Here is a 15,983-nt window from a genome sequence, read left to right as displayed (position 1 = left end):
CATGCGCTTCCGACACCCCGACGGCTCCACCGTCCACGTCGCCTACTGCACCAACGTCCACCCCGCAGAAACCCTCGACGGTGTCCTCGCCCAGCTGCGCGACCACTGCGAGCCGGTCCGCAGATGCCTGGGACGCGACCGCCTCGGCATCGGCCTGTGGCTCGCCAAGGACGCCGCCCGCGCGCTGATCACCGACCCGGTGGCACTGCGGGGACTGCGGGCCGAACTGGACCACCGCGGCCTCGAAGTGGTCACCCTGAACGGCTTCCCCTACGACGGGTTCGGCGCCGCGGAGGTCAAGTACCGCGTCTACCGGCCCGACTGGGCCGACCCCGAACGCCTCGCGCACACCACCGACCTGGCCCGTCTCCTGACCGCGCTCCTGCCGGACGACGTCACCGAGGGGACCGTCTCCACCCTTCCGCTCGCCTGGCGCACCGGCTTCGACGAGCGCGCCGCCGCCACCGCCACCGCGGCACTGACGACGCTGTCCGGACGGCTCGACGCGCTGGAGGAACTGACCGGCAACTCGATCCGCATCGCCCTCGAACCGGAGCCCGGGTGCACGGTGGAGACCACCGCGGACGCCATCGGACCGCTCACCGCCCTGCCCGGCGACCGGGTCGGCGTATGCGTCGACACGTGTCACCTCGCCACCTCCTTCGAGGACCCGGCCACGGCACTGGCCGCGCTCGAGGCGGCTGGCATCGGCATCCCCAAAGCGCAGCTGTCGGCGGCCCTGCACGCCGAGGAGCCCCGCCGACCGGAGGTCCGCGAAGCCCTCGCCGCCTTCGCCGAACCCCGCTTCCTGCACCAGACGCGCACCCTCACGCCCGCCGGACTGCGTGGCACCGACGACCTCGGCGAGGCACTGGCCGACGGGGCCCTGCCCGACGACGCACCCTGGCGCGCGCACTTCCACGTCCCCCTGCACGCCCCGCCCGCCCCACCGCTCACCTCCACGCTGCACGTGCTCCAGGAGGCCCTGGCCCTGCTGGTGGGAGGCGCCGAGCCGCGCACCCGGCATCTGGAGGTCGAGACCTACACCTGGCAGGCCCTCCCGCCCGAGCTGCGCCCCCGCACCAGGACCCAGCTCGTCGACGGCATCGCCGCCGAACTGACCCTCGCCCGGGACCTGCTCACCGGCCTCGGCCTGAAGGAGCTGCCATGAGCACACGCCCCACGCCGCTCCTCGTCCTCGACGTCGTCGGCCTCACCCCCCGACTCCTGGACCACATGCCCCGCCTCAAGGCGCTGGCGGCCTCCGGCTCGCAGGCCCCCCTGTCCACCGTGCTCCCGGCCGTCACCTGCACCGCGCAGTCCACCTTCCTCACCGGCGCGCTCCCCGACGAGCACGGCATCGTCGGCAACGGCTGGTACTTCCGCGCACTCGGCGACGTACTGCTGTGGCGCCAGCACAACGGCCTGGTCGCCGGCGACAAGCTCTGGGACGCCGCCCGCCGCGCCCACCCCGGCTACACCGTCGCCGCCATCTGCTGGTGGTACGCCATGGGCGCCGACACCGACATCACCGTCACACCCCGGCCGATCTACTACGCCGACGGCCGCAAGGAACCCGACTGCTACACCCGCCCGGCAGCCCTCCACGACGAACTCACCGCACGGTTCGGCACCTTTCCGCTCTTCCACTTCTGGGGACCGGGCGCGGACATCGTCTCCAGCCGGTGGATCGCGGACGCGACCCGCCACGTCCTGCGCACCCGCCGGCCCGACCTGACCCTGTGCTACCTGCCGCATCTCGACTACGACCTCCAGCGGTTCGGCCCCGACGATCCCCGCTCCCACCGCGCCGCCGCCGAGCTCGACGCCGTCATCGGCCCGCTGCTGGACGACGCCCGCGCCGAGGGCCGTACGGTCGTGGCCCTGTCCGAGTACGGCATCACCCGCGTCAGCCGTCCGGTCGACATCAACCGCGCCCTGCGCAGGGCCGGACTGCTCGAGGTCCACACTCAGGACGGCATGGAGTACCTGGACCCGATGACGTCCCGCGCCTTCGCCGTCGCCGACCACCAGCTGGCGCACGTCTACGTCCGACGGACCGAGGACCTGGCGGCCACCCGCGAGGCGCTGGAGGACCTGCCGGGCCTCGACGAGATCCTCGACGACGACGGCAAGAAGGCGAACGGACTCGACCACCCCCGCTCCGGCGAACTGGTCGCGGTCGCCGCACCGGACGCCTGGTTCACGTACTACTACTGGCTCGACGACGCCCGCGCCCCCGACTTCGCCCGGCTCGTCGAGATCCACCGCAAGCCCGGCTACGACCCCGTCGAGCTCTTCATGGATCCCGACGACCCCTACGTGCGGCTCAAGGCGGCCAAGGCGCTGGCCCGCAAGAAGCTCGGCATGCGCTACCGGCTCGCCGTCGTCCCCCTCGACCCCTCACCCGTACGCGGCAGCCACGGCCGCCTCCCCACGAGCGACGACGAAGGTCCGCTCGTCCTGGTCTCCACCCCCCGCGCGGTATCCGGCCGCGTAGCGGCCACCGAAGTGAAGTCCCTGCTCCTCAGGCTCGCCGGCCTCACCTGAGACGGCAGCCGCCGGGCACCGCAGCACCGTGACGACGAAACAGAAGGAGAGAACCACTGTGACCGCTTTCCACGACGAAACCGTCACCGACGACGCCCTGCGCCGCACGCTCGGCGTGAGCCGCCGTCGCTTCCTCGGCACCTGCACGGCCGCCACCGCCGCGGCGATCGCCGCCCCGGTCTTCGGAGCCGCGCCCGCCCTGGCGCAGGACAGAGCGGAGGCCGCCCACGGCGACCGGGGTCACTCCGCTCTGATCCCGCCGCACAAGCGCGGCATCATCCTGTACACCGTCCGCGACGCGATCGCCCGCGACCCGCTCGCCTCCGATCTGCCCTCCGGCTTCCGCGAGGTCTTCAAGCAGCTGTCGCGCTTCGGCTACCGCCAGGTGGAGTTCGCGGGCTACGGCCAGCACGCGGGCGCGCCCGGCGGCGCCGACCTGGGCACCGTCAAGGGCGCCAGGCTGCTGCGCTCCTGGCTCGACGCCTACGGGCTGCGGGCGCAGGGCAGCCACGGCTACATCCCGCCGTCCTGGCCGCTGACGCCGTCCGACCTCGACACCTTCAAGCGCTGGCTGGAGATCACCAACATCCTCGGCATGGAACACATGGGCACCGGCGCCGACCCCACGAACACCCCCTACCGGTCCGACTGGGACGTCGCCGCCCAGAAGTGGAACACCCTGGGGGCCATCGCCCGCCGCGAGGGCGTCAAGCTCTACACCCACAACCACGACAGCGCCTACGACTTCCTGCTCGACGGCGGCCCGCTCGACGCCCAGGGCCGGCCGACCCGCAGCTCCGGCATCCGGAAGCTGGAGTACTTCCTGAACGTGACCGACCGAGGGAGCGTCTATCTGGAGCTGGACGTCTTCTGGGCGCACGTGGCCCAGTACAAGTTCCACACCTACACCGCCCACGACGGCACACCGCGCGAGCGCGTGTTCGACCCCGCCGCACTCGTGGTCCGCAACACCCCCCGCTTCCCGCTCTTCCACGCCAAGGACGGCGTCATCAACCCCCAGAGCGGACTCGGCTACGACATGGTGCCGTTCGGCACGGGCGACATCGACTACCGGAGGTTCTTCACCCGGGTGGGGGCGAAGAACCACCACAACCCGATGGTCGAGCAGGACAACGCGCCGAGCACGAGCGCGCCCGGCCAGTCCCTGGAGTTCGCCCGGATCGGCTACGACAACCTCGCCGCCCTGCGCACCCGCAACTGACGCCCGGCCCTTCCCAGACCAAAGGAGTTCTGAGTGCGCAGCAGACGGATCGTCAGCCTCGTAGGGGCGGCCGCCCTGGCCGGAGCCGTCGGGCTCCTGCCCCTCCCCGCAGCCCAGGCCACCCCATCGGACCCCGCACCGCCGACCGCGTCGGACTTTCAGAAGGTCACGCTCAACGACCGCCCGGGCGAGCCCATGGCCCTCGCCGTCCTGCCCGACCGGCGCGTGCTGCACACGGCGCGCACCGGAGAGGTCCGGATCCACGACCCCAAGAGCGGTGTCAACTTCCTCGCCGCCGACATGAAGAAGAGCCCCGCCGGGCTCTACCAGCACGACGAGGAAGGCGTGCAGGGCATCGCCGTCGACCCCGGCTTCGCCAGGAACCACTGGGTCTACCTCTACTACTCGCCCCGCCTCGACACCCCCGTGGACGACCCGGCCACCGCGGGAGTCAACGAAGGGGACGCACCCCAGTTCGGCACGGCCGAGGAATTCGCCCGGTACAAGGGCGTCACCCGGCTGTCGCGGTTCAAGCTCGTGGGCAACAGGCTCGCCTACGCCACCGAGCAGAAGATCCTCGACGTACCGGCCGACCGCGGCATCTGCTGCCACGTCGGCGGCAAGATCGACTTCGACGCCAAGGGCAACCTCTTCCTGTCGACCGGAGACGACTCCAACCCGTTCGCCTCCGACGGCTACGCCCCGATCGACGACCGCCCCGGCCGCAATCCGGCCTACGACGCGCGGCGCACCGCCGGCAACACCGACGACCTGCGCGGCAAGGTCCTGCGCATCAAGGTGAAGCCCGACGGCGGATACACCGTCCCGAAGGGCAACCTCTTCGCGCCGGGCACTGCCCGGACCCGCCCCGAGATCTACGCCATGGGCCTGCGCAACCCGTTCCGCTTCGCCGTCGACGACAGGACCGGCGTGCTGTACGTCGGCGACTACTCGCCCGACGCCGACAACGCCGACCCCGACCGCGGCCCCGCGGGCCAGGGCCGCTGGATGGTCGTCGACCGCCCCGCCAACTACGGCTGGCCGTTCTGCGTGACCCGCGACCTGCCCTACCAGGACTACGACTTCGCCACCCAGGAGTCGAGCGGGGCCTTCGACTGCGCCAGGCCGGTCAACGACTCGCGCCACAACACCGGCCGCAGCGTGCTGCCCCCGGTCACGGACGCGGAGATCGTCTACGGCTACGGCGCCTCCGACACGTTCCCCGAACTCGGCACGGGCGGCATCGGCCCCATGGGCGGCCCGGCCTACCGCTACGACAAGCGGAACACGGCCGAGAACCGCTGGCCCCGCTACTTCGACGGCAAGCCGCTCTTCTACGAGTGGACCCGCGACCAGATGAAGGCCCTCACCCTCGGCGGCAAGAACGAGGTGCTGAAAATCGAGGACGCGATCCCCTCGATCACCACGGACGGCCCGATCGACGCCGAGTTCGGCCCGGACGGCGCGCTGTACGTCCTCGAGTACGGCACCGGGTACTTCGCGGAGCTGCCCGAGGCCCAGCTGTCCCGCATCGACTTCACCCGGGGCAACCGCACCCCCGAGCCCAAGGCCGCCGCGGACGTGCTCAACGGCACCAGCCCGCTGACGGTCCGGTTCTCCAGCGCCGGCACGCAGGACGCCGACGGTGACGCCCTGCGCTACGCCTGGGACTTCGACGCCGACGGCACCGTGGACTCCAGGGAGGCGAACCCGAGCCACACCTTCACCAGCAACGCCGTCTTCGACGCCACCCTGAAGGTCACCGACAGCACCGGACGCTCGGCATCCGCGTCGGTCCCCGTCGTCGTCGGCAACAAGGCACCGGTCGTCTCGCTCACCACCGACCCGGCCCCGCACGGCGGGACGTCGTTCCACTGGGGCGACACGGTCACCTGGCAGGTGTACGTCACCGACGACCAGCCGGTGGACTGCTCGAAGGTCACCGTCTCGTTCATCCTCGGCCACGACTCCCACGGGCACCCGCTGTCGTCGAGCAGCGGCTGCTCCGGATCGTTCCAGACCTTCCTGGACGGTGGCCACTCCGGTGCGGACAACCTGAAGGCGGTCTTCAACGCGACCTACCAGGACTCACCCCCGGACGGCCTGCCGTCCCTCTCCGGCAGCGCCGAGGTCGCCCTGACACCGGCCGACTGACCGCCACCCGACTCGACTCCCCACGCTCACGACGGACGGACGACACGCGTGTGACCGCCGCTTCGCAGGAAGCGGCGGTCACACGCGTATGCCGCCGTCGTGGCGGTTGCGACGATCAACAGGAGAGAATGATGTGTGAGGGGAATGTAAAGACAAGGGGGCGACCGTGGCGGCGGACGGGGTGGTTGGGGACGGCGGGTACAGGGCTCCGTTACTCGGCAGGTCCGCCGAACTGGCCCGGCTCGACGGGCTGCTCGACCGTACGGCAGGCGACGCGCGCTCCACGGGGAGGGGCGAGGAGTTCCGAGACCGCGGCCGTCCCCAACTCGTCGACATCACCGGTGAGGCCGGCATCGGCAAGAGCCGTCTGCTGGGGGAGGTCTGTGCGCGGGCGCACCGACGCGGTATGACGGTTCTGCGCGGCAGGGCCACGGAGTACGAGCGCCAGGTGCCGTTCCAGGTGTTCACCGACGCGCTGGCCCACCTCGACCCGCACACCCTGGACCGCTTCCAGGAGACGGATGCCGTGGCGCCCCTCCTGCAGCGGAGCGGCGCGGCCGACCGTTTCGGGCTGCACCGGTCCACGGCCGTCCTGCTCGCCCGGCTCGCCGCCCCGTCCGGGCTGCTGCTGGCCCTCGACGACCTGCACTGGGCGGATTCCGCGTCACTGGAGCTGCTGGACCACCTCGTACGCCATCCCCTGCACGGCCCCGTCGTGCTGGCCGTGACACGCCGTGACCGCCAGAGCCCCGAGTCCCTCGCCGCCGGGCTCACCCGGGGACTCGACACCGGCAGGGTCGTCAGACTCGGGCTGAGACCGCTGAGCGCCCGCGACTGCGCCGAACTGGCCGGCCCCAGCGTGCCGCCGACCGAGACCGCCGCGCTGTACGCCGCGAGCGAGGGCAACCCGTTCTACTTCCTGACCCTCCTCCAGGCCCACCGTGGCGACACGCCGACCGAGTACTCCGCGCCGCCCGGGCTCGGCAGCCTGCTGCTGGACGAACTCACCGTGCTCACCCCCTCCCGGCGCGGCATCGTCGAGGCCGTGGCGGTACTGGGCGAGCACGCCACCCCGGCGATGGTGAGCCGGGTGACCGGCCGCTCCGGCACCGCGTTCACCGACGACATCCACGCCCTCACCCGCCGCGATCTGCTGCGCTCCGCCCCGCAAGGCCTGCTGACCCTGCGCCATCCGGTCGTGCGCACCCTCGTCCACGAAAGCACGCCCTTCCTCAGGCGCGTCGAGATCCACCGGCTTGCCGCGCAGGAACTGGCCCGTGTCGGCGCCCCGGCAGCCGAGCGGGCCCACCATGTGGAACGGTCGCTGACCGCCTGGGACCCGGCAGCGGTGGCCGTGCTCGACGAGGCCGCCGCACGAACCGCCCGAACGGCTCCGGCGAGCAGCGCCCACTGGCTTGAGGTGGCACTCCGCCACCTTCCGGACACGCCCGAACACACCTCCCGCAGAGGCGAGTTGGCCCTGCGACGAGCCCGCGCGCTGGCCGCGTGCGGTGGCCTGCGCGAGAGCCGCGACCTGCTCCAGGAGCTGATCGCCACCCCGCAGCGGTCACCCGGTGGCCCGACCGCCGCCGAGCACCGGGACCTCAGGGTGCGCGCGGTCGTCCTGTGCGCGCTGGTGGAGCGTCATCTGGGGCGCTGCACCGAGGCGGTCGCGCTGTTGCGCCGCGAGCTGGCCCGCGGCCCCGCACCGGCCGACGTCGTGCGGCTCGGCCTGGAGCTCGGCTCGGCCGCGCCCCAGGACAGCAGCACCTCGTACGCCCAGGTGCGCACCGAGGTCGAGGCGGCTCTCACGGCGGCGCAGTCGACGGGGGACGAGGTCGGGGAGGCGGGCGTCCTCGCCGTCGCCGCCCTGGGAGAGGCGTACGAAGGCAATATGGCCGCGGCGCACCGGCTCGCCCGGCAGGCGGCCGCCCTGGTCGACTCCCTGCCCGACAACGACCTCACCGCGCTGTGCGAACCACTGGCACGTCTCGGCTGGGCGGAGGCGTTCCTGGAGCACTACCCGGACGCGGAGCGGCACGCCGAGCGCGGTCTGGACATCGCCCGCCGCAGCGGCCAGCTCTACGTCGTGCCCCATCTGCTGCTGTGCCTGTCGCATGTCCGGGTCCAGACCTGCCGGATCTCCTCGGCGCTGGAACTCGCCGACCGGGCCGAGGACATCGCCCGCGGGATCGGCAGCGGCCAGTTGCTCGCGTTCGTCCTGGCGAGCAAGGCCGCGGCGCTCGTCGCCGCCTGCCCGCCAGGCGATCCGCGCCCCCTCGCCGTGGCGGAGGAGGCGGTGGCCGCGGCCGGCAACGGGGTCGACTGGTGGGCCTCCACCGCCTGGTGCATCTTCGGCTGGGCCGCGCTCATGGCCGGCGATCCGGTCCGCGCCCGGGACGCGATGCTGCAGGCGGGCGGCCCCGAACTGCAGCGGATCCAGCCCTCGATGCGACCGCTCTACCTGGAGATCCTCGTCACGTCCGCCCTGGTGACGGGCAGGTCCGAGGAGGCCCGGGGCTGGGCCGAGCGCGCGCGGAAGGAGGCCGAGCAGCTGGGGCTGCCGATGCAGCGGGCGTCCGCGCTGCGCAGCGCCGCGCATCTGCCGCTGGCGCAGGGGGACACCGCAGCGGCGGCGGACTTGTTCGCCGAGGCCGCGGCGGAGAGCGCACGCTGCGGCGCGGTCTTCTGGGAGGCCCACTCCCTGCTGCTCGGCGCCCCGCTGGAAGCGGCGGCGGGCCGCGGCCGGGACGGCACGCGCGCCTGGCTCAGGGGGCGCCGGCTCGCCGAGGCGGGCGCCAGCGCCCTGCTGGTCGGCCTCGCCGACGCCACCCGTCCGCCCGGTGGCGGCTCCGAGGCTCCGTACGCTTCCCCCGACGGCGGCGAACTCGCCGAGCGGCTGGCCTCCCTGACCGCCCGGGAGCTGGAGATAGCCGGACTCGTGGCGCAGGGGCTCACCAGCCAGGCCATCGCGGACCGGCTCTACCTCAGCCGACGCACCGTCGAGACCCATGTCTCGCGCACCTTCCGCAAGACCGGGGTCTCCTCGCGCACGGCCCTGGCCGCGCTGATGGCCCGCCGCCGCACCGGGAGCCGTTTCGGGGACACCCGCGGGGAGCAGGACTGAGCGGGTCCGGATGCCCTCGGCGGTGACCGGTGTGCCCAGGCGGACCGGCCACCGCGGTCTCGGCCGGGACGCTGCCTACCTGACGTCGACGAAGTCGCCGGTCGCCGCCGCGGAGCCGGCTGTCGTGGTGCCGGCGAAGACGAAGCGGTAGTAGCCGTCGGAGCCGGCCCTGGTGGTGGTCCGCAGGGCGCCGGTGCTGGTGGTCTTGACCGTCTTGAGGGTGGTGTAGGTGCTGCTGCCCTTCTTGCGGAACTGCAACTGCACGGGCTGGGTGCCGTATCCCGCGTACTTGCCCGTGGTCCAGTTGGCGCGAGTCAGCTTGCCGGTGACCGTGAGGGTCCTGCCCTTGCGCACCGGCTCCGGGGAGGCGTCGGCGGTCAGCTTGGCCGCGCGCTTGATCCTGGTCCTGGCGACGTCGTCGTCGTAACTGGCGTTCGCGTAGAGGTCGTAGGCGCCCAGGAAGAGTTTCCAGGTCCCCGCGGTGCCGTTGCCGTCCTTGAAGGCGACCGCGGGGTCGATGGTGAAGACGGTCTTGCAGCGGTAGCTGTAGCCGTCCTGGACCGGTGTCTCCGTGCAGGTGGGGTAGGCGTCCGACTCCAGGCCGCCGGTGATGGTGTCCGTGCTCGAACTGTCGGTGCCCTGCCACAGGAAGGCCTGGGTGAGGGCAACGCCTTCTGCGTCGAAGGCGGTGAACGTGACGGGAACGGCCTTCTTGCCCGTGACGCCGAGAACGATGTCCTTGCCGTTGTTGACGACACCGTCCTTGAAGGTGGTGCCGCCCAGCGCGTCCCTGCGCTGGACGCCCTCCGAGGCGAAGCCGGTGAGACCCGTCGCCGCCCCGGGGTCCTCCGCTGCCTGGGCGGTGCCCGGAAGGACGAGCGCGGAGAGGACGACGGCGCCGGATAGCGCGGTGGCCGCAGTGCGTATACGCATGTGATTCCCCCATGATGAGGTCGGCGGCCCTGCCGGACCGTCCGGGTGGCAGGGCCTGTTGATGTGGTGAAGAGGTCGGTGCACGCGCGGAGGACGCCGTCGGTGTCAGGTGCTTTCGGCCCGGGGCTGTGCCTCGGTACGTGTCTCACCGGTCGAACCAGTTCCTGGCCTCCGCGGAGCTGAAGCCCCGCAGCACGGCGAGGGCGAGGGCGATACCCGGGAGAACCGAGACACCGCCCCCCTGGAACAGGCCCAGCACACCGCTCAGCAGGCTCAGGGCCTCGATGACGATGACCGTGACACGAATACCGTTCGACCGCGTGCCCGCGAGAACGCCGCACAGCAGGAGCGCCCCCGCGATCAGCAGCGACAGCACCGCCACGAACCGGAGCGGCCCGGCCCCCTCGTCCTGGCCATGGTCCGCCGCGTCGTTCACCACGGCCAGCAACAGGGCGCCCGCCGCCAGGTTCAGCACGGCCTGGACCCATACCCCCACCACCGCCAGCCTGACGTTCTTCGGCATCTGCGGTTTCACGCCCGGTGTCGTCATGAACGCAAGGAAACGGCACAGGTGCCAGGGGCACGTCGGTAGAAATACATACGCGATGTACGTAATGCCGTCGCCTCCCTGCCGTACGACCGTCGACGCAGGGCACGCACGCAGCCCTTTTCGATCTGCCCGAGGCGGTGTGCCGCCCTGGCTCCACGAGGGCGGTTGCGCCGACGGCCGCAGGGGCGGTGCCGCCGATGTCATGCGGCGCCCCTCGGATCACCTGCCGGGATCCGAGGGGCAGCCCGCGGGCGGTGCCGGAAGGGACGCCCGGCTGTGTGGCGTCGGTCAGCCGGTGGTTCCGGCCTGTCGTGCCGCCGTGTGCGGCTGCTCGGCAGCAGGGAGGGACGGGGGGATCTTCTGGGCGAGCCTGTCGCCCTCGACGTCGAGGTCGGGGAGCAGTCGGTCCAGCCAGGCGGGGATCCACCAGGCTTTCTCCTGCGCGAGTGCCATCGTGGCCGGGATGAGTGTCATACGGATGACGAAGGCGTCGATGAGGATTCCGACGGCCAGCGCGAAGCCGGCCTGCTTGATCATGGGCTGGGCGTTGAAGACGAACCCGGCGAAGACGGAGACCATGATGGTGGCCGCCGCCAGGACGACGGAGCTCGCGCGGGCGAAGCCGGTGACGGTGGCGTCCCGCGCGGTCGCACCATGGACATGGGCTTCGCGTATGGAGGTCACGAGGAACATCTGATAGTCCATGGCGAGCCCGTAGAGGACGCCGGTGATGATGATGGGCAGCAGGCTCACGACCGGTGCGGTGGCGTCGAGTCCGATCAGGCCCTGCAGCCATCCCCACTGGAAGACGGCTGTGGTGAGGCCGAAGGTGGCGGCGATGCTCAGCAGGAACCCGAGGGTGGCTGTCACCGGGACCATGAGGGAGCGGAAGACCAGGAGCAGGACGATCAGGGAGAGCCCCAGGACGGTCGTCAGGTAGATGGGCAGGGCGTCGGCGAGCCGGTCGGAGACGTCGACCGCGAGAGCGGTGAAACCCGTGACGCCGATGACCACGCCGTGGACCCTGCTGATCGGCGCGCTCTTGTCCCGGAGGGCGGTGACGAGGTCCTTGGTCGCTTCGTCGTTGGGGCCGCTGCCGGGGACGAGGCTGAGGATGGCCGTGGTGCCGGTCGTGTTCATCCCGGCCAGCGAGATCGAGGTGGTGCCCTCGACGGCTCGCAGGTTCGAGGTCACCGCGGCGAGGGCGGTGGGGGTGAGGGGCGCTCCGCTCGTGGTGGAGTGCACGGCGATCAGGAGCGGCCCGTTGTAGCCCGGTCCGTAGGCGTCGCTGACCAGCTCGTAGCTGCGCCGCTGCCCGGTGTCGGGGTTGTAGCCGGCGCCGGAGGGCAGGCCCAGTCTCATGTCGGCGGCGGGTACCGCCAGGATCACGGGGATGAGGACCGAGGCCGCGAGGGCGGCGTACCTGTGGCGGGTCAGCCGCGCTCCCCAACGGACGGCTCGGCCGTGGCCGGTGCCGGATCGCTGCGGTTGGACCCGGTGCCGGATCCGGGCGGGGCAGACGCGTTCCTTGACCAGACCCAGCAGTGCGGGCAGCAGGGTCAGGGCGAGAAGGACGGCGATCGCGATCGTGGAGGCCGCGACGAGGGCCATCGTGGTGAGCAGGGTGATCCGGACGACCAGGAGTCCCGCCAAGGCGATGACGACGGTGCTGCCGGCGAAGAAGACGGCACTGCCGGCGGTGCCGACGGCGCGGCCGGTCGCCTCGTGCGCGTCCAGGCCGTCGTCCAGGATCAGCCGGCGTTCCCGGTTGACGATGAACAGGGCGTAGTCGATGCCGACGGCGAGGCCCAGCATCAGCGCCAGTACCGCGGCGAGCGAGTGGATCTCGAACACGGAGGAGAGGGTGAAAGCGCCGCCCACTCCTGCCGTGACCCCGACGAGGGCGATGGCCAGGGGCAGGCCGGCCGCCACGACCGACCCCAGAGTGATCAACAGGACGACGGCCGCGACGGCCACGCCGACGATCTCTCCGACTCCGACGATCTCGGGGATCTCCATCATGGCCGCGGACGGCAGGACCTCGAGTCCGCCGCGCGAGGCCTGCCGCTCGGCGACCCGGACGGTGCTGCTGATCGTCCCGGAGGGAAGCGCGAAGGTCTGCTCGTCGAACTGGAACTGCATCAACGCCGTCGAGCCGTCGGCGGAGACGATCACTCCCGGCACCGGCCGGCCGCCGACCTGCAAGGGGACGGGTGTCCGGTCGGAGTCCAGCAGGCCGGCGGCACGGGCCACCGCCGCTTGGGCGCTCAGCAGGGGACTCTTCCCGCCCTTGGCGACTTCCCGGGCCAGGACCTCGCGGGTGTCGATGACGTGGTCGTGGCGGTAGACGGCGTCCACCGCCGCCAGCAGGGCGGTTCGATGCTTCTCGTCATCGATCCGGACGCCGTCCGGTGCGTTGAAGAGCAGCATGCCCTGGCCGCCTGACGCCTCGGGGAGCGAGGTGGCCAGATCGTCGATGACCTTCTGGGCCGGGGTGCCGTCGATCCGCACCTCGCTGCTGAGCTGCACGGGATAGACCACCAGGAGCGCCAGGACGGACGCCAGTACGGCCAGCCAGCCGCCGATGACATACCAGGGTTTGCCGTAGGCGAACCTTCCCAGCCGGTACAGCAGAACGGACACAGAACTCTCCCCATCTCCCGTCGGCCTGGCAGCCGAGAGCACGTCGAAAACTGAGAGGGTTCTATCAAAACGATAGTGCACTATCAATTCGGTAGCGTACTATCATCCCGGTGAGGTCGCGGGGCGGGAGGAGTCACGGATGGCACCCACGAACGATCGCGCTCCACGGCGCCGAGTCGATGCCCGTGCGAGCGTCGAGCGCATCACTGCCGCGGGTCGGACCGTGCTCGGCAGGGGCGAGGCGTCCCTGGAGCAGATCGCGGCGGAAGCGGGCGTGGGCATCGCCACGCTCTACCGCCACTTCCCCAACCGGGAGGCCATCGTCCGGGCCGTGCTCGAGGACATCCTGGACACCGATCTGCTCCCGCTCGTCGAACGCGCCGCCGATGCCCCGGACTCTCGCCGGGCCCTGCAGGACATCGCCGCGCGACTGCTCGAACTGATCACCCAGGAGCGGGGGCTGGTCACCTTCGCCGGCAACTTCGCCGACGTCGCCGTGGACGTCCTCCAGCGCTTCAGCGCCTCACTCGGTCCGCTCCTGGTCCGCGCACAGCAGGCCGGAGAGATCCGCTCCGACATCACCGCCGAGGATATCCCGCACTTCCTCGTCATGGCCGTCGCCGGCCTCGCCCTCCCCGGCGCGGCACCCTCGCTGCGCGCCCGCTATGTCGCCCTGCTGTTCGACTCGCTCAACCCTGCCAACGCCACGCCCCTGCCGCCGCTGCTTCCCGGGGAGAGCGACCTGCGCACCGCGGTCAGCAAGGCCACGCGCACCTGACCTCGGTCAACCCGTCACCTTTTCAACGGTGTTGCGCTCGCCGGGCGCATGACCGGCGAGCGACCGGGCCGCTTGCAGGCGCCCCGAGGCCGGAGGCCAGGGCGCACACCTGGTGCTCGCCCCTGCGAGAGAAGGCGCTCGGAAGGCCGCCTGTGCGGCCGACCATCGGCACGGACTGATCGCGGACTGATCGCGGACTGATCAGGACGACCGATCACTCCGGAAGGTCTTCGAAACATTCGAAGCCTCACCTCTCGGATCCGCTCGCGACCTTCTCGGTTCCCGAGGGTGAGTTCTGTCTCAATCTGCGTTGTAAGGCTTCGAAACATTTCGGAGTAGAGGCCGAAACTATTGACAGTTGACGAGGGCGGGTCAACACTGCGGAACTCGTTCAGGCCTCAGAAGGAGGAGGAACCCCCGCATGCACGCCGTACCCGCACACCCCACCTCCCGCAGGACCGCATGCGCCTTACTGCTGGGCGCCGCGTCGACGCTGGTCCTGCCCGGCACCGCCCGCGCGGCCACCGTCATCACCGCGAACCAGACCGGCACCAACAACGGCTTCTCCTACTCGTTCTGGACCGACGCGCAGGGCACGGTCTCCATGACCCTGGACTCCGGCGGCACCTACAGCACGAGCTGGCGCAACACCGGGAACTTCGTCGCCGGCAAGGGCTGGAGCACGGGCTCCCGCAGGACCGTGACGTACTCCGGCTCCTTCAGCCCGTCCGGCAACGGCTATCTCGCCCTCTACGGATGGTCGTCCAACCCGCTCGTCGAGTACTACATCGTCGACAACTGGGGCACCTACCGGCCGACCGGCACGTACAAGGGGGCCGTGACCAGTGACGGCGGCACCTACGACATCTACCAGACGACGCGGTACAACGCGCCGTCCGTCGAAGGCACCAGGACCTTCAACCAGTACTGGAGCGTACGGCAGTCGAAGCGGACCGGCGGCGCCATCACCACCGGCAACCACTTCGACGCCTGGGCCCGCGCCGGAATGCCCCTCGGCACCCTCAAGTACTACATGATCCTCGCGACCGAGGGCTATCAGAGCAGCGGGAGCTCCACCATCACGGTGGCGGCATGAGCCCGGCCGGCACGCACCCGAGCGCTCGCCGCCTGACGACCACCCTGGCCGCCCTGGCCCTGGCCGCCGCCGGCACCCTCACCGTCCAGGCCGCGCCGGCCCGGGCCGCCGCCTGCGCCGGATACGTCGGACTCACCTTCGACGACGGCCCGTCCGGGAACACCCCCGCCCTGCTGAGCGCGCTCCAGCGCAACGGGCTGCGGGCGACCATGTTCAACGAGGGCCGGTACGCCGCCGCCTACCCCGCCCAGGTCAGGGCACAGGTCGCGGCCGGCATGCAGGTCGGCAACCACAGCTACACGCACCCCCATCTCACCCAGCTCACTCAGGCGCAGATCGACTCGGAGATCCTCCGCACCCAGCAGGCCGTCGCGGCGGCGGGCGGCGGCACGCCGCAACTGGTGCGGCCGCCGTACGGCGAGACCAACGCGACGGTCAGGGCGGTGGAAGCCAGGTACGGGCTGACCGAGATCCTCTGGAACGTGGACTCCCAGGACTGGAACGGCGCCAGTACGGATGCGATCGTGCAGGCCGCAGGGCGGCTCACCAACGGTCAGGTCATCCTCATGCACGACTGGGCCGCCAACTCGCTCGCCGCGATCCCGCGCATTGCGCAGGGGCTGGCCGCGCGCGGCCTCTGCTCCGGCGTGATCTCTCCGCAGACGGGCCGCGCGGTGGCACCCTGAGCCGCCGACCAGGGGCCATCTACGCGCTGCCCTGAAAGGGTGGGGGCCGGCCCGCACCGGCACGGCCGACGGACCGTCGGCCTCCACCCTCCCCGCACCGCTGGGCCGAGGGCCGGTGATCTCTTTTTCCTTACGCAGTACGGGTGAATGACCCGATCATTGAGGTCGGGACAGGTGGTGAGTCTCCTACCGTCTCTGATTGGATCCGGGAGCTGCAGGCCCGGCGGGCGGGGGGACAGGGGGA

11 protein-coding genes are annotated in these 15,983 nt (G+C 71.4%); 8 read left to right on the top strand and 3 right to left on the bottom strand.

Features of this window, described 5'->3' with window-relative positions; translation table 11 throughout:
* Position 1 precedes the first annotated feature (1 nt).
* The 5 genes from eboE to ACYQ8Q_RS01195 all read left to right on the top strand — a co-directional run bounded on the left by eboE (position 2) and on the right by ACYQ8Q_RS01195 (position 9,053).
* Positions 2 to 1,171: a metabolite traffic protein EboE gene (gene eboE / locus ACYQ8Q_RS01215; RefSeq protein ID WP_460060901.1), complete on the top strand. Its 1,170-nt coding sequence runs from the start codon at positions 2 to 4 to the stop codon at positions 1,169 to 1,171.
* On the top strand, positions 1,168 to 2,550 hold the full coding sequence (locus ACYQ8Q_RS01210) for a nucleotide pyrophosphatase/phosphodiesterase family protein (protein WP_460060899.1): 1,383 nt from the start codon (positions 1,168 to 1,170) through the stop codon (positions 2,548 to 2,550). The genes eboE and ACYQ8Q_RS01210 overlap by 4 nt, the downstream gene beginning before the upstream one ends.
* 58 nt (positions 2,551 to 2,608) lie before the next feature.
* Positions 2,609 to 3,772, top strand: a complete 1,164-nt coding sequence (locus tag ACYQ8Q_RS01205) for a sugar phosphate isomerase/epimerase family protein (RefSeq protein WP_460060897.1) — start codon at positions 2,609 to 2,611, stop codon at positions 3,770 to 3,772.
* Between the two features lie 33 nt (positions 3,773 to 3,805).
* The gene (locus tag ACYQ8Q_RS01200; protein WP_460060895.1) at positions 3,806 to 5,926 is read left to right on the top strand and encodes a PQQ-dependent sugar dehydrogenase; all 2,121 of its coding nucleotides are present in this window, start codon (positions 3,806 to 3,808) and stop codon (positions 5,924 to 5,926) included.
* Between the two features lie 166 nt (positions 5,927 to 6,092).
* The gene (locus ACYQ8Q_RS01195; protein WP_460060893.1) at positions 6,093 to 9,053 is read left to right on the top strand and encodes a helix-turn-helix transcriptional regulator; all 2,961 of its coding nucleotides are present in this window, start codon (positions 6,093 to 6,095) and stop codon (positions 9,051 to 9,053) included.
* Positions 9,054 to 9,128: 75 nt separating this feature from the next.
* On the opposite strand, the gene ACYQ8Q_RS01190 is transcribed toward ACYQ8Q_RS01195, so the two are convergent.
* From ACYQ8Q_RS01190 to ACYQ8Q_RS01180, 3 genes are all read right to left on the bottom strand, one after another.
* A complete protein-coding gene (locus ACYQ8Q_RS01190; protein WP_460060891.1) occupies positions 9,129 to 9,986 on the bottom strand; it encodes a hypothetical protein in 858 nt (285 codons plus the stop codon).
* A gap of 145 nt (positions 9,987 to 10,131) precedes the next feature.
* Positions 10,132 to 10,536 (bottom strand): hypothetical protein, encoded by a 405-nt coding sequence (locus ACYQ8Q_RS01185; protein ID WP_460060888.1) that lies wholly within the window; start codon positions 10,534 to 10,536, stop codon positions 10,132 to 10,134.
* Between the two features lie 288 nt (positions 10,537 to 10,824).
* Positions 10,825 to 13,179, bottom strand: coding sequence for an MMPL family transporter (locus tag ACYQ8Q_RS01180; RefSeq protein ID WP_460060886.1), 2,355 nt, complete (start codon positions 13,177 to 13,179; stop codon positions 10,825 to 10,827).
* A 139-nt stretch (positions 13,180 to 13,318) separates the two neighbouring features.
* On the opposite strand from ACYQ8Q_RS01180, the gene ACYQ8Q_RS01175 reads away from it, so the two are divergent.
* From ACYQ8Q_RS01175 to ACYQ8Q_RS01165, 3 genes are all read left to right on the top strand, one after another.
* The gene (locus ACYQ8Q_RS01175; protein WP_460060883.1) at positions 13,319 to 13,957 is read left to right on the top strand and encodes a TetR/AcrR family transcriptional regulator; all 639 of its coding nucleotides are present in this window, start codon (positions 13,319 to 13,321) and stop codon (positions 13,955 to 13,957) included.
* 421 nt (positions 13,958 to 14,378) lie between these two features.
* The gene (locus tag ACYQ8Q_RS01170; protein ID WP_460060880.1) at positions 14,379 to 15,053 is read left to right on the top strand and encodes a glycoside hydrolase family 11 protein; all 675 of its coding nucleotides are present in this window, start codon (positions 14,379 to 14,381) and stop codon (positions 15,051 to 15,053) included.
* A complete protein-coding gene (locus ACYQ8Q_RS01165; RefSeq protein ID WP_460060878.1) occupies positions 15,050 to 15,739 on the top strand; it encodes a polysaccharide deacetylase family protein in 690 nt (229 codons plus the stop codon). The genes ACYQ8Q_RS01170 and ACYQ8Q_RS01165 overlap by 4 nt, the downstream gene beginning before the upstream one ends.
* The last annotated feature ends 244 nt before the right edge of the window (positions 15,740 to 15,983 follow it).

The sequence above is a fragment of the Streptomyces sp. YKOK-I1 genome (assembly GCF_054660435.1).
The sequence above is the reverse complement of the archived record's forward strand: the minus strand, read 5'-3'. Positions and strand labels throughout refer to the sequence as shown.